Below are 21432 nucleotides of genomic sequence, written 5' to 3' on the forward strand. Positions count from 1 at the left end.
TTGTCACCTCGCCCTTCTGGCTGAAGCGCGTGCCCGGCGCTCTTCGTACAGCGATCGATACATGGCCTCGGTGTCTGCCACCAGGCGCTCCACCCCGAACGAGGCGGTGGTCCAGTCGCGGGCGGCCTCGCCCATCCGGTGCCTGAGGTCGGGATCGGTCAGCAGCCGTACGGTGTGCTCCGTCAGCTCGCCGACGTCGGCGCTGCTCACCAGACCGGTGTGCTCGTGCCTGATGACCTCGGCGACGCTGCCCACCCGGGTGGAGACGCAGGGCCTGCCCGCCATCCCGGCCTCGATGAGCGCGACGGGCATCCCCTCGTTGTCGGAGGTCAGCAGGACCATGTCGGCGGCCGAGCAGATGGTGGCCACGTCGTTCCGCCAGCCGAGCAGATGGAAGGAGGCGCGCATGGGAGTGACCGCCTGCTCCATCTGCTCGCGGAGCTCACCGTCTCCGCAGACGACGAAGTGGCAGTCGGGCACCTGCCGGAGCACCGCCCTCGCCGTGGCGACGAATCTGTCGGGGCGCTTCACCTGGGTGAGCCGGCCCACGAAGGCGACCACGGGCGCGTCCGGCGGAAGTCCCAGCGACCGGCGGGCCTCCTCGCGGCTGGGGATCGGGCCGAGCCCGACGCCCGGCGGGGTGACGATGTACTGCTCGCGACGGCCGATCCCGGCCTCCAGCAACTCGTCGCGGACGCGCGCTCCCACGGTCACCAGACGATCGGACATCGAGGCGAGAAGGCGCTCGGTCCGCACGTAGACAAATTGCTTGGGCGGCGAGAAATGGCCATAAAGGAGATGACCGTGAAACACGTGGGCCAGGGCCGGGTTGATCCCGGACAGGCGAGCGGCCACGCGACCCAGCAATCCGGCCTTCGTCGTCCGCGTGTGCACGATATGCGGCCGGAACGTGCGTATCGCCTTGATCAGGTGGGCGACGGCCCGGACGTCATCAGCGGGCTTGATCGAGCGGCCGAGCCCAGGAACCCGGTGAACCGGCATAGCCGACTCCCGGAGCAGGAAATGGTCGCCTTCGTCGCCGCCGACATCACCCGTGTAGAGGCGGTGATCGAAGGTGTCGTGGTTCAGCTGCGCGCACAACCCCGTCAGCTGAGTAGCCGGGCCGCCGATGTTCATCCGGGCGATGACATCCATGACTCTTATGCGGCCGTCCGGCTTCGCACAAGCTCCTGCGGAATGGGTCTTCATGCCGCAGAAGCTAGCTTGGGCCTTGACTCGTTCAATGGTCCGAGTCGCGGTGCCGACGGAATATTTGCATATCTTGTCCCCGCAGGTTATGGAATCACATCGGATGAGCTGACCGGCCGACGTCTTTCCTACTGACTTGCAGCGGTTCGGTGTGCCATGCCGATCTCGGCGGCCACTCGCCGTATTGTTCGTCGTGCCGTCCCGATCACATCGACATAGAGGTCGATATGGCGCCAATACGAGCGTTGAGGAGTTTGGGTGGAGTACCTTATCGTGGCCGCCGCCGTGATCACATTGGTCTTCCTTGTTTCGGTAAGTTTTGACAAACAGGCGGCGTGGCACGTGTTGCCGGTGCTGCTTGCCGCCTTCGCCGCCCGGATCGTCATTCACGTCGCGGTAGTACGGCCAGATGCCGTCGGATACGGCGGCGACTATCTGGGATACGAAGCCATGTCCCTGGAGACCGCCACGTTCTGGCAGCGTGAAGGCTTTCAGTTCGCCACCTCGGTGCCGGCCGAGCGCTTCGACTCCGTGGCGCTACCGTGTTATGTCTTCGCCATCCTCATGTATCTGTGCGGCGGCCCGGCTCCGCTCGCCTGTGTGGCGGTCGTGGCGTTGATAGCGTGCGCGCTGTGCATCGTCATGTACAGGTTCGCGCGGTTGGTGGGCGCCGACGAACGGGCGGCATTCGTCCTGCTGGCCATCACCGCCTTTTCCCCGATGTTCCTCCTGTGCACGTCGGATACGTTCAAGGATGGATTCAACGCGTTCCTCGTCGTGGGCTGTCTTTACCTCGCCGTTTCGAATGCTCGACGGTTTGACATACGCAAGCCACTCACGACGCTGGCATTGTTGTGGGGGCTCCTCAACGTACGCGCCTACATGGTGTTCATGTGTGGGGTTCCGTCGCTGCTCGGGCTCATGGGTTCGCGGAGCGCGATGTTCACCCGCGTTCTGGTCGTCTCCGCCGGCTTGCTGGTGTCGGGCCTGTTCTTCGCCGGCTACGTCGACGACGACGGGTTCGTGGATTCGGCGCTGGGACAGTTGGAGTTCGGCCAGTCGGAAGAGGCTCGCCGCTCATATGCCAGCCAGGGTTCAGGCGTGCTGTTCGAGGACAGTGGCCGCGCGTGGGGTTCGCTGCTCCCGAAGTTGCTCTACACGCTGCTGGCTCCCTTCCCCTGGGCTGATGGCAGCGCGACGCTGCAGCTGGCGAAGATCGAGACGCTGGTCTGGTACTTCATGCTCTACAGCGCGGTACGCGGCGCGCGGCTGCTGTGGCGTTATGACCGGCGATCGCTCTTGATTCTGCTGCTCTTCATCGTGCCGAGCACGATCGCCTACGCGACGACCGTGGCCAATGTCGGCCTGATCTTCCGGCAGCGCATGCCCATCGTCATGCTCACGAGCCTGCTGTCCGCTGTGGCATGGAGCAGGAGGCAGCCGGCGGCGGACATCGAAGAAGCTTCTCGTCCGCCGCTGACCGCGCTCAGTAGTCCTTCCGGATCCGGGCGAGCCGCTGGTAGAGATTGATGTGCTGATCGACCAGCACGTCCACATCAAGATGCTCGCGCGCCCAGGCGCGCGCCTCGCGTCCTAGACAGGCCGCGAGGTCCGGGTCGTCGAGGACGCGGACGATGCCGTCGGCCAAAGCCTCCGCGTCGGACGCGGGGATCAGGACGCCCCGGCCGTCCAGCAATTCGGGTGTGCCGCCCACCGCGGTGGCGACGATCGGCCGTCCCGCGGCCATCGCCTCCATGACCGCGTTGCTCAGGCCCTCCCAAAGCGAGGGAAGGACCACCACATCGGCTCTGGCCAGGAGCGCCTTCACGTCAGTGCGGTCACCGAGGAAACGGACATCCACCCGCGCCCCGCGGACCAGCTCCTCCAGGCGGTGCCGTTCCCTGCCTTCGCCCGCGAGCAGGAAGGTGCACGGCCGGCCGCGCTGGAGCAGCCGCGAGGCGGCCTCGATCAGGACGTCGTGCCCCTTCTGCGGCGCCAGGCGGGCCACGCACAGCGCAACAGGGAGTTCGGTGTCTTCGATGCTCGCCGGCTCGGCCCGCTCGAAGGCGGAGGCCCGAAGACCGTTGTAGATCACGCTCAGTTTGCCTGCCGGGATCCTGGTGATCGTGCGGGCTTCCTCGGCCACGGCGACCGCGTTCGTCACGACGTGATCGGTGAGCCGGGTCATCGCTCGTTCGAGAACGAGCACCCGCCGATGGCGTTGTTCCGGCTCACCCGCGTTGCGCCGACCGGCCACCATGACGGGGACGCCGGCCAGCCAGGCGGCGGGTGGTCCCAGCATGCGGCCTTCGAAGAGATAGGCATGCAGCACTTCGGGCCGAATATGCCGCAGCGATCGAATGAGGCGCGCGAAACCCCGTAGACACCGCACCAGATCAGCTGATCCTGACGAGGTGCGGCCGAAGCCGAGGTGATGCACTTCTATTCCGGCGTCACGGAGGGCCGCTTCGTGCGGACCGCTTTTCGAGATGAGGAACATGTGCACCTCGATGCCTCTGCCGGACAGACCTTGCGCGAGCAGGGATATCTGAGCCTCGGCTCCCCCGCGCCCCAAGTGCCCGATGAGGAATGCGACACGGCGTAGAGCGGATCGGTCTCTTCTCCGCATAGCTCCTTTACTCCTTCCTGCTTCCTTGAAGTTCGCTTTTTTTAAGCTCCGCCGAAGCCGCGCGGGCCTGGAAGAACCACATCACCTCGATGACCGCCAGCAGGCTGTACGCGATCGAAGATGACAGCGCGGCTCCCGCCGCACCCATGTGGGGGATCAGGACCAAGTCGAGCGCGATGTTCACAGCGAGCGCTACGACGGTGATCCCGGAGATGCGAAGGGGGCGGTCGAGCCGGATCAGGTACTGCCCCGTCAGGCGCACGATGCCGTACGCGGCGATCCCGGGGGCCAGGATCACCAGCGGCAGGACGCTTCTCTCATAGGAGGCACCGAACACGAAGGGGACCAGCAGCGGGGAGGCGGCGGCGATGAAGAACGCGCAGCCCGATGAACAGAGCAACGCGAGCCGGAGCGCGCGCGCGGTCGCTGCGGCGGACGCGGTCATGTCACCGCTGGCCTGCTGGGGCAGGACGACCTGAATGACGGCGTCCGCGGGCACCCGGGCTATCGTGATCACGACGACCGCCACGCTGTAGAGACCGGCCTCGGACGCGGACACCAGCGCGTTGAGCAGCAGGATGTCCGCCGCCGACCACAGCAGGAAATACTGGGCGATGTGGCCGATGTGGTAGCGCCCGGCCGGGCCGAGTTGGCGCACGGCGAGGTCCCAGCTGGCGTGGCTGAGATTCGGGCGCAGCGTCCGCAGGTACAACGGGAGCGGTACGACAGCGGACAGAGTCCACATGATGACGACCGCGGAGATCGTGAAGTGGCCCAGCACCGCCAGCAGCACCAGGGGCAGGCAGTTGATCAAGCCGGAAATGAGGATACTGCGGTTGATGAGGGCCATCCTGGCTTGGAGCGTCAGCATGCCCCGCAGGTTGACGATCGCGGCCATGGCGGGCACCCCCGCCAGAGCCACCGCCAGGAGCAGGGCCGGCCGGTTCGGGAACACCAGCGGTGACACGGCGAAGACGGCCAGGCCGGCCACCGCGCCCAGCCCTATCCCGAGCAGGAGGCCGTTGGCGGTCAGCACGCGACTGAGAGCGCCGTCCTTCCAGAGCGCGATCTGGGTGTTGACGACGGAGAAATGTCCAAGGATGACCGCTCCGGAGACCAGGCTGACGATCAGCGCGTACTGACCCCGGCCATCAGGCTGAAGGTAGCGGGCGATCAAGATGCTGGTGACTGTCGACAGCAGAAGGCGGAGTGACTGGCTCGTCCCCGCCTGTACCATCCTGGCCGTACTCGAGGTTTCCGAGAAGATCCAGGCGCGAAGGCGCAGCACGCCCAAGGAGAGCCTGTTACCGACGTCGGTGCTCGGTTGTGACGGGCTCCGCCTTCTTACCTCGCGCTGGCTACGCATCACATCTTCCTTGTCGTGGTGAGCACGCGGCCACCGGGGCTACGTCAAAGGGGCACAGCCGGTTTCTGGCATCACCAGGTCGTCAGAGGTCACGTGAGCTCGGTACCAGAGTTCGAACTGCAGGAGAGCCCACAGCTGGGCGCTGTGGTCGGCCCCTTCGACGTGCCGCTGGAGGAGGTTCCGGACGACCTGTGGCCGGAACAGGCCCCGAGCGCGGGCGGTGGCGTCGGTGAGCAGGTCGAAGGCCGGCTCACGCAGCTCACCCCGGAGCCAGGTCGCCAGCGGCACGTTGAACCCCTGCTTGGGGAAGCCCAGGATCTCCTTGGGCAGCCAAGGAGCGACGGCCCGCTTGAGCAGGACTTTCGTCTCACCGTCGCGCACCTTCAGCGCGATGGGCAGGCCGGCCGCCCATTCCATGAGGTGGTGGTCCAGGAGCGGAGAGCGGGCCTCCAGCGAGTTGGCCATGGCGGAGATATCCACCTTGACCAGGAGATCGTCCGGCAGGTAGCTCGAGACGTCCACATCCAGGATGCGGCCGACGTCGGTGGCCGCCGATGACCGCTCGAACGCCTCGTCGAGCAGCCGGTAACTGTCCGCCCCCACCAGAAGATCGCGGAGTTCGTCACTGTAGACGGCGTACTTCTGCCGGTGGGTGTACTGGGACACGAGGCGGGCGTAGCGGCGTGCGGGGGGCTCCGCGGCGAACTGCATCAGCCGGGCGAGCCGCCGGGGCAGAGATCCGCCGGTGGTCCGGTCCGCGATCAGGTCGCCGATGCGGCCGGTCGCCATCGCCAGCGGGCGCGGCATGACCGGTATCCGCCCGGCCTGCCCCATCCGAACGTAACGCTGATATCCCCCGAAGCTCTCGTCGCCGCCGTCACCGTTGAGCACCACGGTGACGTGCTTCCGGCTCAGCTGCGCGACGTAGAAACTGGGGATGGCCGAGGCGTCGGCGAACGGCTCGTCGAAGTGCCAGGCGATGCGCGGCAGAACGTCTAGCAAGTCGGACGTGACGACGAGCTCATGATGCTCGGTGCCATATCGCTCCGCCACCATCCGGGCCTTGTGCCGCTCGTCATAATCACTGTCCTCGAAACCGATGCAGAATGTGCGTACCTGTTCCTGGCTCTGCATGGCCATGGCCGCGACCACCGCGGACGAGTCGACCCCGCCGGACAGGAACGCGCCGATGGGACGCTCACTCACCATTCGGATGCGGGTGGCCTCCAAGAGCAGCTCACGCAGCCGCTCCTCTTCCCCTTCCTCATCCAGCACCGGTCGCGGCGAACTGTCCAGCGCCCAGTAGCGGTCCACGGAGGCGTTTCCGCGTTCCCAGACCAGCAGATGGCCGGGCGGAAGTTTGTGTACGTCCTGGTAAATGGACCACGGCGCCGGGACGTACTTGTACGTCAAATAGTGGTCCAACGCCACCGGATCCACCTCGCGGCGCAGGCGTGGATCCTGCGCCAAGGACTTCAGCTCCGATCCGAACGCCAGTGAGTTGCCATCCGAACGCCAGTAAAGGGGCTTCTTCCCTACGCGGTCACGCGCGAGGACCAGTCGTTCTCGCGCGCGGTCCCAGATGGCGAAGGCGAACATCCCCCTGAGCCGGTGGACCATCTCGGTGCCATGCTCCTCGTAGAGGTGGACCAGGCACTCGGAATCACCTGTCCCGCGCAGCCGGTGCCCTCGTGCGGCCAGGTCTCGCCGCAGCTCGGCGAAGTTGTAGATCTCACCGTTGAAGACGGCGACGACCTGGCCGTCCTCGCTGTAAACGGGCTGGTCACCCGAGGCCAGGTCGATGATCGCCAGCCGGCGCATGCCGAGGGCCGCGTGCTCGTCGCTGTGGAATCCGTCGCCGTCGGGACCACGGTGCACGATCACCTCGCACATGCGGCGCACCAGCGCCGGGTCGGGCCGTGTCGTCGATACGATCCCGGCTATCCCGCACATCGGTCCTCCATCAGTGGACGCAAAAACCGTATTCCTCGACCAGGCGATTGACCGCGCGACAGGATTTTCCGCATTCCGCGGAACGGCGCCGCCAGATATTTGTCGACGCGGCGGCCTGGAAAGCCACATGATTCGCTGGAAACGGATCATAGATCACCGTGGACCATGCACCGCGACATCCCACCGGGGTGGGCGTGGCTCCAGATCATCAACCGTTTCGTCCGTTTCTCCCGACTGACATCGTCTGCGGACTGCGCGACCGGCGCAAAACACATCGAAGACGACTATTCGCCGGTTGCTCGCGTTTACGCAACACGCCTTCCCACCGCAAGTGCCCGCCCGATCATTCTCGGTATCATGGCTGGCGGAACATATCGGCGGGACGGTCGAGACCATCCCGGATTTCCCACCCGCATACCTCGATGCCGTCGGCGAGACGCCAAAAGGCAACAGGATGCAAAGGGCTTCTATTCCGGTTCACAGCGACTCTCGCTGGACCGGCCAATTTCTCTGTACTCAGGTGAGGAGAACCGATCGATGAAACCCATGGATACCGTGGACAGACCGGCCGGGAAACGCATCGTCGTGACGGGAGTCGCCGGGTTCATCGGCTCCCACATCGCGAGGTCGCTGCTCGACGACGGCCACGAGGTCATCGGAATCGACCATTGCCTGGGCCATCCGCCGGAGATCACCGAGCGGAATCTTCGACTCAACGAGGCCGGCGACCGCTTCACGCTGATTCGCGGCGATCTTGCGGAGATCCCCCTCGAACCCCAACTCGATGGGGCCGACACGGTCTTCCACATCGCGGCCCGGCCCGGCGTCCGCCCCTCATGGGGAGCCGAGTTCCCCAGCTATGCGAGGAGCAACATCGTCGCCACTCACCTCCTGATGGAGGCGGCCGCCCGTACCGCTGTCCGCCGTGTCGTGGTGTCGTCCTCCTCGAGTGTGTACGGCGGTGCGCCGAACGGACCGGTAACCGAAGCTGACCTCCCCGCCCCGCTCTCGCCCTACGGGGTGACGAAGCTCGCCGCGGAGCAGTTGGCCCTGGCTCACGCGCGGCGCGGACCATCCGGGCCAACGGTCGTGGCGCTGCGCTACTTCACGGTCTACGGTCCGCGGCAACGTCGTGACATGCTGATCAGCAAGTTGATCGAATCGGCGCTGTCCGGGAAGACCGTCACGATTCTGGGCGACGGCAAGCAGCGAAGGGACTTCACCTTCGTCGCGGACGCCGTACAAGCCAATCTGATGGCCATGCGCGCGGAGGTCGAAGCGGAGGCGCTGAACATCGGCACCGGTGTCACCACCTCGGTGCTCGACGTGGCCGACCTCGTCGGCGACATCGTCGGGCGGCCGGTCGTCCTGGAGTTCGGGAGCGGACAGGCCGGCGATGTGCGGGACACGCATGCCGATGTCTCCCTGGCGAAAGACGTGATCGGCTATCAGCCCACGATCGATCTGCGAACCGGGCTGACGACGCAGGTGGAGTGGACCCTCAAGAACGAAGTCATTCCCGCACCGGAGTAGTGGAAGATCGCCGGGTTTCGCGTGCGGACCGCGGGATCCGGCCATTCCGGCAGCTCGGCCATCCCCCGCCCTTGCCTCAATAGCCGTGTCGTCGGCGCGGCGCGCGACTACGGCCGTTCCGCTCGCCATCGGTGACGACTTCGTCGTAGAGACGCTCGAACCACTCCGCTGTCTGGGTTATGTCCACAGGATCGGCGGTGTTCCGGATCCCTTCGCGAAGCTGGGCGTGCGTGTCCGGCCGCATGGCCCGAAGGATGGCCTCAGCGAGCGCGTCGGGGTCTCCAGCCCTGGTGAGCAGGCCGTTGCGACCGTTGTCGATCAGGTCCGGCACCCCGCCCACGGCTGTGGACACGACCGGCACGCCGGCCGCCAGGGCCTCCATGACGACGACAGGCAGCCCTTCGTGCGCGGAGCTGAGCACGAGCAGATCGGCCGAAGCGATCAGGCGGGCAGCGTCCGGCACATGTCCGAGGAGCCGCACGTTGTCTGACCCCAGCTCGGCGACCCGGCGAGCCGTCTCCTCATACAAGGGTCCGGTGCCGGCCAGCAGAAAGACGGCGCGCGGATCGCGGCCGACCACCTTGGCCGCCGCCTCGATGAGCACGCCGTGCTGCTTCTGCGGGCGGAAGTTGCCGACATGTGCGATGAGGAAGGCGGACTCGGGAACATTCCACTCCTGCCTCGTCCGCGCGGCCTCCCCCGCCCGGCGGCGCATCTCCGCGACGTTGATGCCGTGGATCCTGGTCACCAGGTTGCGCGCACCCCGGCTGACGACGGCCCGCGCGACCTGCGGCGAGACGGCCACGGTACGGGCGTCCAGCCATCCTGTCGCCCGGTCGAGCAGCATCGTCGGCAGGCGGTAGCGGACGTTGTGCACGGTCGAGATCAGCGCGGGCCGCGGCCTGGACAACCGCGACGTCACCCGGAGCAGCGACGCGGGCAGGGGTGAATGGAGATTGAGAACGTCCGGCCGCAGGCGCCTGACCTCCACCGCCAGACGGGCGAGGCGGAGCCGCCGCGGCCAGGCGGCGAGACTGATCACCTCTGTCCCCGCCGCGCGCAGCCGCTGGATGAGCTCGTCGGTCTTCGCGCCCTGGCATATGACCGTGTAGCGCACGCCCGTGGCGGGCGCCGCCAGCAATCGCTCGACGAGCAGCATCTCCGCGCCGCCGACCCCCAGGTCCTTGATGACCTCGCAGACGTGCAGGCTCCTCATGACGCGACCTCCGATGCCCTTGGCATGATTCTTCTGATTCAAGCGCGGTAGCTCCAGCCGGCCGCGCGCCAGCGTTCCGGTGCCAGCGCGTTGCGCCCGTCCAGCACATTCCGGCCGCGCACGACGTTGCTGAGCAGTGCGGGATCCATGTCTTGGAACTCGGTCCAGTCGGTCAACAGCATGACGAGGTCGGCCTCCGACGCGGCCGTGACAATCGTGTCGGCGTACTCGATCTCAGGGTGAGCAAGCCGTGCGCTGGTCATCGCGACGGGATCGTGCATGGTCACCCGCGCGCCCTCGCGATGGGTGGCGACCGCCACCGCCAGCGCGGGAGAGTCTCGGACGTCGTCGGTGTTCGGCTTGAACGCGGCACCGAGGACGCAGACCCGCCTTCCCTCGTACGTGCCTCCGAGAAGTTCCCGGCCGAGCGCGAGGGCGCGGTCCCTGCGGCTCAGATTGATGGCGTCGATCTGCCTGATGAACGTGGCGACCTCGTCCAGGCCAAGGTCCGTCGCGCAGGCATACAGGGCACGAACGTCTTTGGGGAGGCAACCGCCACCGAAGCCGAGCCCAGGGCCCAGGAAGCGTCGGCCGATCCTGTCGTCATAGCCGAGCGCCTCGGCGAGCGGCAGCACGGCACCGCCGGTGGCCTCACATATCTGCGCCATGGCGTTGATGAATGAGATCTTCATCGCGAGAAAGGCGTTGGCCGAGACCTTGACGAGCTCGGCAGTGGCGTAGTCGGTCACCACGAGGGGACAGCCGTCCTCGATGATCGGCTGGTAGACGGCCCGGAGCAACTGCTCCGCCCACTGGGACTCCACCCCGAAAATGAGCCGATCGGGTTGGAGCGTGTCCTGAACCGCGTGCCCTTCGCGAAGGAATTCCGGATTCCACGCCACCTCAACTCGGCCGCCGTCGGTCTGATGGCGGACGACATCGGCCATGCGCCGCGCGGTTCCAACCGGCACCGTGGATTTGCCCACGATGATCGCCGGTCCGCTCACCCGCCGCGCCAGCTCGGCGAAGGCCGTCTCGACCCATCGCAGATCCGCGTTGAAGGAGCCGGGAAGCTGCGGTGTTCCCACGCAGACGAAATGGACGTCCGCCTCGGCGACATCGTCGTACGAGGCGGTGAAGCGAAGCCGGCCCGCCTCCACGCTTTTGCGCAGCAACTCGCCGAGGCCAGGCTCGAAGAAGGGCAGCTCGCACGCCGACAGCCTCGCGATCTTCTCCTTATCGATGTCCATGGCGACGACATCGTGCCCGAGCTGTGCCATCCCCACCGCGTGGGCGGTGCCCAGATATCCGGCGCCGATCACGCTCACTTGGAGGCGGTCGGACGACTCGAGGGACTGCGAAATCTTCACTCGGGTCGAATCTTGGCGTATCAGCGTATGATCCTGCAAAGTTTCTCCCTCGCTCGGTAATTGAAGGTGCTGGTCCCGCGATGTCGTCCTCGTCCACGTCGCCCGAGACCAACCAGATCACCTTACTTTCTTACTCGGAGACGCCTGATAACGCGGCGGCCAACGACTGAAAGACATGGCAGAGCTTCCTTAAAATCCCGCCAAATGTGGTCGGCACCGAGCGCGGAATGTGCCAGGCACCATGTGAGCTTCGGGAAGGTCGAAACGGACGTATCCGGTCGACGGGCGACAGGCTTTGGAGATCGGCCCACGACCGGCATCGCCCCCTGGGGACGTAGACACGCCGGTATGTGTGCCACGGGTAGATATCCGCGATCGGCGATCGTATTGTTGACGGCGTTGCCCGGCCAGCGATCGCACCTTTGTCAGCCGAGGGCGATTTCCACGTTTTGGTGCGGATCCAGCGTTGCGCGGATGCCCGCGACGCGCTCTTTGGAGCATCTCTCAGAGCGGAGTGAAGTCATGACGGTAAATTCAGTGGACAAGACCACCCAGGACCGCTTCGCCTTCGGCGACAACTGGTTGAGCTTCCTCGAACTGGTCGACGAACACCGGATCGCCATGGCCGTGACGTCGCTGAGGGACGCCCTCGGGGTCGCCGACCTCAGCGGGCGCACCTTCCTGGACATCGGCTGCGGCAGCGGCCTGTTCTCGCTGGCCGCGCACCGCTTGGGGGCGAAGGTCCACTCTTTCGACTTCGATGTGAATTCCGTCGCCGCCTCGGCGAAACTGCGTAGCATATTCGCGCCGGAAAGCGCTTGGAGCGTGGCGCAGGGATCCATTCTCGACGAAGCTTACACACAATCTCTGGGCCTGCACGATGTCGTATACTCCTGGGGAGTGCTGCACCACACGGGTGCCATGTGGCGGGCGATCGAGGCGGCCTCCCGACTTGTCGCGCCGAATGGGCTGCTGTACATCTCGATTTACAATGATCAAGGGCTGGAAAGTCGTCTGTGGTGGTACGTTAAACGCCGCTACGTGCAGTCCGGTCGCATCTCGCGGGCCCTGCTCATTCTCATCTTCCGAGCATATTTCGGCCTTCGTTCGGCCTTGGCCAGGCCGGTGAAACGGGCGTGTGCCGTCGGGCTCCCCGCTGCTGTCCGGCCTCGCGGAATGTCCACGCGCCACGATCTGATCGATTGGATCGGCGGTTTCCCCTTTGAAGTGGCCTCGCCCGGGGAGATTTTCGACGTCTTGCGCAAGCGCGGCTTCGAGCTGCGTTACCTGAAGACTTGCGCGGGTCATGGCTGCAATGAGTATGTGTTCGCGCGAACCGCGGCTGGGCTTGACGGCCCGGTTGGCTGATCGGTCGGACGGCCGCTGCCGCTGCTGACTGGGAGCGACGGTGGCTTGGGTTGAGCGCGGGGGTCGCGCCGGCGGGTGTCGGCGACGGTCGCCGCGTTCTGCCATGTCCAGGCGATCAGGCCTAAGGGCTCCCCGGGGTTCGTCACACGACCGCATCAAGCCCTGTAACGGTCCGTCGTGGCTGAGGTCCCTTGATGGGATACCCCCTCCGGGGGAGCAGAAGAAACCGGCCCGTCGTGCCCGACGTCCCCAGGTCGGGCACCCCCTCCCGGGAGAGCAGAAGAAACCGACCCGCCGTGGCTGAGGTTCCTGCGGAGGGACGCCCTCTTCGGGAGGGCGGAAGAACCGATGCCCGGCGAACGTTTGTGGGCGCCGTGCTACCCCGGCTGACGTGCTTCCGAGGAGGGAGCCGGGGGCGTCGGCTTCGCGTCGTCAGAGGGTGCTCCCGGCGGCTGGTCCGCCGTGGGGAGCCGGTAGACGGCGTAGTCGCCGTCACGGAGCCGGAGGTCGGCGAAGGCGGCGAGGTTGGCGTCGGGGCTCAGCCGGTGCTCGTCCACGAAGAGCCATCGGACCCCGTAGTCGTCCCGCAGGCGCCGGATCGCCTCCGCTGAGGGTGCCTGGAACACCGCTTCGTTGGCCTGGAGCCGTTCGCCATCCCAGAATGGGCGGGTTTCCACTACCTCGCCCGGGCGCCAGCTGTCCATGTTGGTCACCGTGTAGGCCCAACCCTCGACCAGCACCCGCCGCTCGCTCAGCGCTGTCGCCCAGAACGCGCGGCTGTCGCAGGGGTTTTCGTAGCCCATGCGGCAGTGCACGTTCGTCGCGATGAGATCGTCGACACCCGAGTGCGCGCGCAGCCACCGCCCAGCGGTGAAGGCCCCCTTGGGAATCGCCTGCAGCGGCACTGTCCCGTTCCGAACCTGAACGGCGGCCACCCCACCAGGTGGGTTAGCGGTCGCCCCGGTCGGGTTCTGGGCGGTGGTCACGGGGCTTCTGAAGGTGCCGGGCATGACGCGGGCGAACCAGGCGGCGGGCGTGCCGGCGGCCGTGACCATGCAGATCACCAGGGCACAGGTACGGAGCCCGCTCTGGCGTGCGGCCCGCAGCACGACGACGGCCAGCAGGACCACGCCCAGCAGGACGAGGTACGGCAGGAACAGGACGGTGTAGTCCGCGCCCGGAGCCAGCGGGAGCCTGACGCCGCAGAGCGTCCGGATGGCGTAGACGGCCACCACCCCCACACCGGCCGCGCACGCCATCGCCGTGAGCCGCACGCGCGCCTTCCGTACGATGAGCATGAGCCCGTAGACCGCGAGCATGGCCAGGTAGGGATAGGACGCCTGGAGGAAATACCCCTCCGACTGATGCGGATGGCCGAGCACCAACGCCGCGGCGAGACCGGCCGCGCTCATGCTGAGCACCAGCACCACCACGGGCCGCGCGAGCAGGTTCGGCCGGCCCGCGAGGCCGACGATCCCGCACCACGTGATGACCCCGCAGAGCACGCACAGCAGGGCGGCGCCGATCGTGACGGCCGACGGCGGCTCGGCCCCGGCCGCCAGGCCGGTCATACCCCGCAGGGTCAGGCGCATGATCGACAACGGATCGAGCACGATCCCCTGCCGTGCGCCGCCGAACAGCACGCACTGCGCGAACAGCAGGCACGCCGCGGTGAGGCCGAGTGCGGCGAGCGGGCGCCGGGGCAGGCTGAACCACTTGACCGTTTCGACCAGCGCGACGGCCACGAGGCCCACCACGAGCAGCGGCAGATAGGTGGCCTTCGCCCCCATGACCGCCGCGAGCAGGATCCCCAGGAGGACCCATCTGCCCCGAGGCTGCGGCTTTTGGCCGAGAAGGTCGATGAGGAGCAGAACGATCGGGGCGAAGAACAGGGCGCCGAAGGTCTGGGTCGGGCTCGACCATGACTGCACGGTCTTCCAGGTGAACACTCCGGTGGTCTCGCCGAGATACAGGCTCGGCGCCGTGATGAAGATGATGCTCACGAGGCCGGCCAGCGCTCCCCCGTACGAGCGCGTTATGCGGCGGCCGACCATCCCGAGGACGACGATGAGGGCGGCGAGCATGGGCAGGATGGCCAGGCGGAAGAGCAGGACCAGTGGCTCCACCCCGGTGACCCAGCTGGCGGCCGCGAGATGCGCGTAGACGAACCAGTGGTAGACGAGGGGTTCGCCGGCGACCGTCGGCACCATGGGCGGCATGTGGTGCTTCAACTCGCCGACCAGGGCCAGGTGGAAGGGCATGTCGATGAACGACGTGCCCATCGCCGGCCAGGTGAGGGCTTGGGTTCTGAAGACGTTGACGGCCGACCACACGATCAGATAGATCATGGTCAGCGCGGTGCACCATGACCACCACAGCGGTGTCCTGCCCGCGCCGGGGGCGCCCTTCCAATGTCCGCGCAGCCGGGGGACGGCGAGGAAGAGCACGTAGGTGCCGATCGGCCAGGCCATCACCAGCAGCGGCATGCCGAGCGCGCGTGCCGGGATGTACGTGAGAACCTCCAGCGCGTAGCCGAGTATCAGGCCGAGCGCGAGCCCCTCCGTCAGCGTGGGGGCGCCCCGGTACAGCGCCCGGACCCACAACAGGCCCGGCAGCGCGAGGCCCACGGCGATGTAGAGGCTGAAGAGAGCCAGGTCGGTGGCGGAGACGCCATAGAACCCCAGCGCGACTCCGACGCAGGCGACCACGGCCGTCGCGGGAAGCCAGATCGAACAGCGCTTCAGCAGCGACGCGCGTTTCCTCCCGGACGGTGGCCGGGCCACGCCCGGCTCCGGCGTGGGTGCGTAGGAAGGCGGCGCGGAGCGCGGAAAGGGTGGAGCGTCGGCCATGAACGCAAGCTTGACCACACCGGCGCCGCGGAAAGATGCGAACGCCCGAGTACGGCGATGTTCTTGCCGGTCCTTGGCGGGTTCTTAAGGATCGCGAGGTGCTCCGGCCCGAGTTTCGGCCTCGGGCCGGAGGACTTCCGTACGATGGTGCTAACTCGTGGCGTCGAACAGCACGTCGACCCAGTAATTGGTGAGCTGGTAGGTATTGGCGGGGAACGTGAGCGGCGGTCCGTATTTGTACACCCCGTTGCTTCCCGCCACCTCCACACCGGCCGGTGCGTAGAGCGGACCGCGGCCATATCCCGTAGTGAAGTACGGCCTGGTTATGGAGTAGTTTCCCGGATTCATGGAATAGGCGGTCACGTACGTGGTGTTCGCGACGAGCGGGACCGGTGTCGCGAAATTCACCTGTTGCCATCCGGATGGAGTCTCGTTGGTGAAGGTCGCGCTCGCGAGCAGCGTGCCGTCGGCCGCCCACAGAGACCCGACGTGGGTTCCCGTGTTCTGCGGAGCCTTGTAGAACCGGACCCCGGTGGCGACCCCGTTCGAGGTGGGACGGAACTTCGCCCCGACGACGACCGCCTTGGTGTCACCGGTGGAATCGATCGCCGGCTGCGCCGTCTCGTCCCACAGCGTGCTCGACGGGGAGAACACCACGTCTACCCAGTAGTTCGTGGCCTGGTAGGTACTGGTGGGAAAGGCGGGCGTCGCGGTGTACGAATAAACGCCGTTACCTGGGGTGACAGCGCCGTTCGCCAGCCCGATGAGCAGCCCGGACGAATACTGCTGGTTGAAATACGGCCGGGTTACCGAATACCTCCCGGATGTCGTGTGGTATGCGGCGACATAGGTGGTGTTGGCACTCACCGCGACGGGCGTCGAAAAGTTCACCTGCTGCCAGCCGCTCGCCGATTCATTGGTGAACGTCGCTCTGGCCAGAAGCTGACCCGTGGAGCTCCAGAGATCTCCCGTGTGCGTTCCGGTGTTGAGCGTCCCCTTGTAAAATCTGATGCCGGATATGTGGCCCGGACTGGTGGGCTGGAATTTCACGCCCAGCTCCGTCGCGGCGGGATCCGACTGCGAAACGGTGGCGGGTGTCGCGGACGGCGGCCACGTGGTGCACGGGCATGGTGTGGTGATGGTGACGGGCCTCTGGGTCGGCGTGGTCTGGAGATTCCCACTGTCGTCGACCGCTCGCGCCAATATCGTCACCGGCCCGGCCGAGCCGGTCGTCCAGCTGTACTGCCAGTCCGTGAGCCCTTTCGCCTGGAACCACCTGGTGCCGCCGTCTGGGGAGACTTCGACGCCCCCCACCTGACCGCCCCCGACGTCGACCGCCGTCCCCCGGATGGAGACCGTGGTGCCGCTCGGCACGGTGGCGGCGGCGGACGGACTCGTGATCGTCGTCGTCGGAGGGGCCGTGTCCGGTGTCGGGACCCCCGGAACCAGGCCCGCCTGCAGGCTCGCCGGCTGCAGGTTCATGTCGGCGAAGAGATTGACGGTCGCCTGCTGCATCCGGATGTCCGTAGGCGTCCCAGGGCGGTAGTGAACTGCGTCGAGCCCCCACGACCACTGCACGGTGCCCGCGCCGAAGACGCGCGCGCCGCTGGAGTGCCGGTAGAGGATCAGATTGTGGGTCGCGACCCCGGCGCCGTACGAGCCACCGAAGTTGAGCAGGATCTTGTCCAGCCGGCCTATCGTGGCGCTGGAGAATTTCACCGAACCCGCGGGAGTCGTCAGGTTGTCGGGCGCCGCATCCCATTCATAGCCCAGCGTTCCGGCTGGAAAGATCGCTGTCTGGCCGGGCAGGAGATTCGCCACGGACGTGTTGCGCCACAGCCGCATGCTCCGGTAGGCCGCGGGAACGGCCACCGAGTCGGAGACGGTCCCGTTGACCTGGAACATGGTGCCCGTCACGGCATTCTCCGGCCGGCCGCCGTTCGACGGCGGCGAGAAACGCGGGTCACGCCAGGTGCCGGTCCATTGTGTACTCGGGTCGATCTTGGCGTTCGCCAGCGTTTCCTTGTAACAGACGAGGGTCCGGAAAGCGAGGACAGGTCCGGCGATACTGCTCTCCCACCTGGTCTTCCAGAACATCTCGTTTCCCGAGAAGAAGGCGAGATTGACCGCGCTGGCGCGGGCGGCCTCGACATTGTTCCGCATTTCCAGGGACCAGTACTCGTCGTGGCCGACCGACAGGAACGCGCGATGTTCGAGCAGCTCCGCCCCCATCCTGGCGGTGTCGACGCTGGTGGCATAGCTCACGTCATAGGCATTGGCCTCAAGCCATCTGACCATGGGGTATTCGGAGTTGAAGAAGAAAGACTCCGCCGAGCCGCTGACGTCGGCGCTCCGGTTGAGGAACGGCCGGTTATAACTGACCTTGAAGGCACGCCCCGCCGGGCTTCCGGTGTACAGGCTGTTTCCGCCGTAGTCGTTGTACGCCTGCCACGTCGAGTCAGAGGTCTGGACCAGGACGTCCGCGCCACGCGTGTCATCTCGGATCACGAAGGTGATCTGGCTCTCGCCGGGGGTGCCGTCTTCGCGTACCAGCTTGGCGAGATAGACGCCCGAAACGACGGTGTCCGGCACCGCCCAGGACGCGGAGACGTCCCAGTTCCCGCAGTCGACCAGGCCGGTGACATCATCGCTCACGCACGTGGGCTGAACCTGAGGCAGCGTGGCGGACGGCTGCAGTGTGGTGATCAGCCGCGCGCCCATGCCGCTGTAGTAGCCGATGCGATAGACGTCCAACCGGTAGTCGGTGGCGTCTGTATCGATCTTGAAGTCGACGGTCGTCCCTTTATTGACGCTCATATCCGCCGCATATCCCTGAATGCTGGGACTGCCTGCCCCCACGATGTCCCACTCGCTCGGCGGATTGCCGGGAAGAGAATTCTCCAGGCAGATGACCGAGGTCGGCGGGCAGGTCGCCGGCCGAGCGCCCTTCTTCCTGAGCGGGCCCGGCGGGCGGCCGTGGGCCACCTTGATCGCTTTCAAATCCTTGCGCGTGGCCTTGCTGATCCGAGCGCCCACGGGGGCGGACTGCGGCGTCCCTCCCCCGAGGCTCACCGTCGCGCCCTGGCCCGGGTGGGAGGCGAGGTTCGCAGTGATGCCGACCACGCCGCTCTCCTTCACCGGTGCCTGGGCGGCGCCGAGGATGGCGAGCGCGGCCGCAATGCCCGCACTCAGAAGAAGGGGTGGGCTACGAAAGGCGCGCCATCGCAAACCGGTCTTTTTTTCACTTTGTTGCATGATGCATCCCTCGATCGCGCTGATTTCAGCAGGTCGCGGGGGGGTCATGAGCAAATAAATACAACGATGCCCGGTTCTCTCGTGAACCGGATGAGGGAAGGGCGATTTCCCAGCAGGACGGACGTCGATGTTGATTCAACGCTAAGAACTCAATCGCCGCAGAGATCGGCATATCTCCGGAGAACGCGAGCCATCACCCTTTGGCCCGGACAAGGAAGCGGCAAGAAACAACCGTGAGCAGGGGGACAAGCCCGATCGAAGCGCTCGCCGCACCAAGCTTGCGGCCATGGACAAGATCTTGCCTGTCAACGGTTCGGCGCCGAGCACCGTGGAGACAGCGCATCCGGCTCGGCCCGCACGGACCACCCGGCGCCCAGCGCGTTGGAGGCCCGCGCTGTCGGGACGGCTCGCGGCCGCCTCCGTGACGGCTTTCACCGCTGCCGTACTGATCCGCTACGGAGTATCCGTCACGGACATGGCCTTGTTCGCCGTCTACGTCGCCTTGGGGCTGGCGCTGCCCGGGGTCCTGGTGATCAGAGTTCTGTACCGCGGCCCACGCACGGCGGCAGAGGAGATCGCCCTGGGCCTGGCCTTCGGTTACGCCGTGGAGATCCTGGTCTACATAGGCGCTCGCGCGATCGGAATGCCACTGCTCGTCGCGGTGTGGCCGTTGACCACTTACGCGCTCTTCCTCGCGGTCCCGTCCCTGCGCGGGCACTGGCGGGCGGGATCCCGCCCGGCGACTCCCCTGTGGTGGTCGTGGTGCCTCGCCCTGGTCATCGCCGTCCTGGTCGCCGGGAGCGCACTGAAGTTCTTCGGCACCCACGCCATCACCTGGCCCGGTCTCGGGGCGTCGTATCCCGACATGCCGTTCCATCTGGCGCTGGTCGGCGAGTTGAAGCACCATGTGCCGCCTTCGGTGCCGATGGTGGTGGGTGAGCCTCTCGCGTACCACTGGTTCGTGTACGCGCATCTGGCGGCGGCGAGCTGGCTGTCCGGAGTGGAGCCTCTTGTCCTTCTATACCGCTTGGCCATGCTGCCCATGCTGGCCGGGCTCGTCGTCCTGGCCGGCATGACCGGGCGCCGCGTCACGGGCTCATGGATCGGTGGGGCAGTCACCGTCGTGGGCACGGTCTTCGTCGGCGCCCCGACCCTGTATCTGGGCACGAACGGGGTGTTCACCTGGGGAGGGGTTCCGGACACCGCGTGGATCAGCCCCACGCAGACGCTGGGCGCCCTGTTGTTCGCTCCCCTCGTCCTCGTTCTCCTGGACCTTCTCGAGCGCCGGCGGCCCGACACCGGCAAATGGTTGCTGGCCGGGCTCTTCCTGGTGGTTCTGACCGGTGCCAAAGCCACCTATCTGCCCCTGCTCGGCGCTGGGCTGGTGCTCGTGGCGGCGGTCGAGGTGATGAGGCGACGCCGGCCGTCCACGAACGTACTGATCATGCTGGGCATGACCACGGCCTGCATCCTGTTCGCGCAGTTCGTCCTGTTCGGCCGGGAGCGGCAAGGGCTGGTCGCGGACCCTCTGTCCTTCATGCGCATGACCTGGAGCAAACTCACCGGCCTGACCACGCCCTCGCCGGGCTCGCTGCTCGGCCTCACCTTGGTGTACCTGCTCTGCTGGGCCGTGACCTGGTCCGGCATCCTCGGGCTGTTGAGCAGGCCGCGGCTGCTCCTGCGACCACGGGTGAGCCTCATGCTCGGCATGGGCGCGGCCGGGCTCGGCGCGGTGCTGCTCCTCGGGCACCCCGGCCAGAGCCAGCTCTTCTTCTTCTGGGGGGCCTATCCCTATCTGGCCGCCGTCGCGGCTTACGGGATCCTCATCCTCCTGCGGCGAGCACGGGTATCGCCCAAGGCGGTCATGTGCTCGATGGGCGCGGGACTCCTCGCCGCCTACCTGCTGCCCCTCCTCTGTGGCGTCACGATTCCGCTGAGCGCCGGCCAGGACGATGGGATCCTGTACCGGCCCTATCTCACCCTGGTTGCCCTGGCCGTACTGGCGGGCCTCCTCGTGGCGATCCTCAGGGGACGCGCTCGCGCCGCGGCCCTCGTGATCGTCGCGTTCACGACCATCGGACTGCCCGCGTACTGGCACGCCCGCGTCCTTTCCGCCGTCGACAACGTCACCGGGGACGATCCCAACCCGGTGGTCAGACCGGTGGAGAACCGGGTGATCCCCCAGGGAGCCCTGGCCGCCGGACGGTGGCTGCGCGACCACTCCGGGCCGGACGACCTGGTGGCCACGAACACGCACTGCCGCCTGGGGTACGAGAACCCGTGCGACACCCGCTACCCGTGGGTGGCCGCGCTGTCGGAACGGCATGTGCTGGTCGAGGGCTGGGCCTACACGGCCACGAACCTGAGCCGCTGGCGTCCGGGGCTGCTGCCGGAGGGTCTGCCGTTCTGGGACACCGAACTGATCAAGCTGAACGACACCGCCTTCCAGTCGCCGAGCCAGTCCTCCATGCGAACCCTGCGAGAGCGCTACGGGGTGCGCTGGCTCTTCGTCGACGAGCTTCGGGGAAAGATCAGCCCGCGGATCGGCGAGTTCGCGGAGTTCCGGTTCCGGTCCGGAGATTACGCCGTCTATCGGCTGCCGGACGGCTCGGTATGAGGTGGGCAGGTAAGGCTTGTGTAATGCCTCATCCAGCCACCAGGCGCCACGCGTGTCGGCCGATCCG

Annotated in this window: 12 protein-coding genes; 4 read left to right on the top strand and 8 right to left on the bottom strand. The window is 66.7% G+C overall.

What is annotated here, in order from left to right; genetic code table 11:
• Nucleotides 1-3: 3 nt before the first annotated feature.
• Complete coding sequence (locus tag ACIBO2_RS15985; RefSeq protein WP_397297552.1) at nt 4-1155, bottom strand: glycosyltransferase; 1152 nt, start codon at nt 1153-1155, stop codon at nt 4-6.
• A 312-nt stretch (nt 1156-1467) separates the two neighbouring features.
• On the opposite strand from ACIBO2_RS15985, the gene ACIBO2_RS15990 reads away from it, so the two are divergent.
• A complete protein-coding gene (locus tag ACIBO2_RS15990) occupies nt 1468-2739 on the top strand; it encodes a hypothetical protein (protein ID WP_397297554.1) in 1272 nt (423 codons plus the stop codon).
• On the opposite strand, the gene ACIBO2_RS15995 is transcribed toward ACIBO2_RS15990, so the two are convergent.
• The 3 genes from ACIBO2_RS15995 to asnB all read right to left on the bottom strand — a co-directional run bounded on the left by ACIBO2_RS15995 (nt 2696) and on the right by asnB (nt 7157).
• A complete protein-coding gene (locus ACIBO2_RS15995; RefSeq protein ID WP_397297558.1) occupies nt 2696-3838 on the bottom strand; it encodes a glycosyltransferase in 1143 nt (380 codons plus the stop codon). The genes ACIBO2_RS15990 and ACIBO2_RS15995 overlap by 44 nt on opposite strands.
• A 7-nt stretch (nt 3839-3845) precedes the next feature.
• On the bottom strand, nt 3846-5015 hold the full coding sequence (locus tag ACIBO2_RS16000; protein WP_358538964.1) for a polysaccharide biosynthesis C-terminal domain-containing protein: 1170 nt from the start codon (nt 5013-5015) through the stop codon (nt 3846-3848).
• A 228-nt stretch (nt 5016-5243) separates the two neighbouring features.
• Nucleotides 5244-7157 (bottom strand): asparagine synthase (glutamine-hydrolyzing), encoded by a 1914-nt coding sequence (gene asnB, locus ACIBO2_RS16005; RefSeq protein WP_358538961.1) that lies wholly within the window; start codon nt 7155-7157, stop codon nt 5244-5246.
• A gap of 165 nt (nt 7158-7322) precedes the next feature.
• Between asnB and ACIBO2_RS16010 the strand changes: the two genes are divergently transcribed.
• The gene (locus ACIBO2_RS16010) at nt 7323-8690 is read left to right on the top strand and encodes an NAD-dependent epimerase/dehydratase family protein (RefSeq protein WP_358538959.1); all 1368 of its coding nucleotides are present in this window, start codon (nt 7323-7325) and stop codon (nt 8688-8690) included.
• Nucleotides 8691-8766: 76 nt separating this feature from the next.
• Here the strand turns inward: ACIBO2_RS16010 and ACIBO2_RS16015 are convergent, their stop codons facing one another.
• Together ACIBO2_RS16015 and ACIBO2_RS16020 are read right to left on the bottom strand one after the other, a co-directional pair.
• Nucleotides 8767-9906: a glycosyltransferase gene (locus ACIBO2_RS16015; protein ID WP_358538957.1), complete on the bottom strand. Its 1140-nt coding sequence runs from the start codon at nt 9904-9906 to the stop codon at nt 8767-8769.
• Between the two features lie 38 nt (nt 9907-9944).
• Nucleotides 9945-11276, bottom strand: coding sequence for a UDP-glucose dehydrogenase family protein (locus ACIBO2_RS16020; protein WP_397297561.1), 1332 nt, complete (start codon nt 11274-11276; stop codon nt 9945-9947).
• A gap of 537 nt (nt 11277-11813) precedes the next feature.
• On the opposite strand from ACIBO2_RS16020, the gene ACIBO2_RS16025 reads away from it, so the two are divergent.
• A complete protein-coding gene (locus ACIBO2_RS16025; RefSeq protein WP_358538951.1) occupies nt 11814-12644 on the top strand; it encodes a class I SAM-dependent methyltransferase in 831 nt (276 codons plus the stop codon).
• A gap of 377 nt (nt 12645-13021) precedes the next feature.
• Here the strand turns inward: ACIBO2_RS16025 and ACIBO2_RS16030 are convergent, their stop codons facing one another.
• Nucleotides 13022-15493, bottom strand: a complete 2472-nt coding sequence (locus ACIBO2_RS16030; RefSeq protein ID WP_397297563.1) for a hypothetical protein — start codon at nt 15491-15493, stop codon at nt 13022-13024.
• A 150-nt stretch (nt 15494-15643) separates the two neighbouring features.
• A complete protein-coding gene (locus ACIBO2_RS16035) occupies nt 15644-18796 on the bottom strand; it encodes a N,N-dimethylformamidase beta subunit family domain-containing protein (RefSeq protein ID WP_397297565.1) in 3153 nt (1050 codons plus the stop codon).
• A gap of 238 nt (nt 18797-19034) precedes the next feature.
• On the opposite strand from ACIBO2_RS16035, the gene ACIBO2_RS16040 reads away from it, so the two are divergent.
• Complete coding sequence (locus tag ACIBO2_RS16040; RefSeq protein ID WP_358538943.1) at nt 19035-21365, top strand: hypothetical protein; 2331 nt, start codon at nt 19035-19037, stop codon at nt 21363-21365.
• The last annotated feature ends 67 nt before the right edge of the window (nt 21366-21432 follow it).

Source organism: Nonomuraea sp. NPDC050022 (genome assembly GCF_044460705.1).
Classification (GTDB): Bacteria; Actinomycetota; Actinomycetes; order Streptosporangiales; family Streptosporangiaceae; genus Nonomuraea.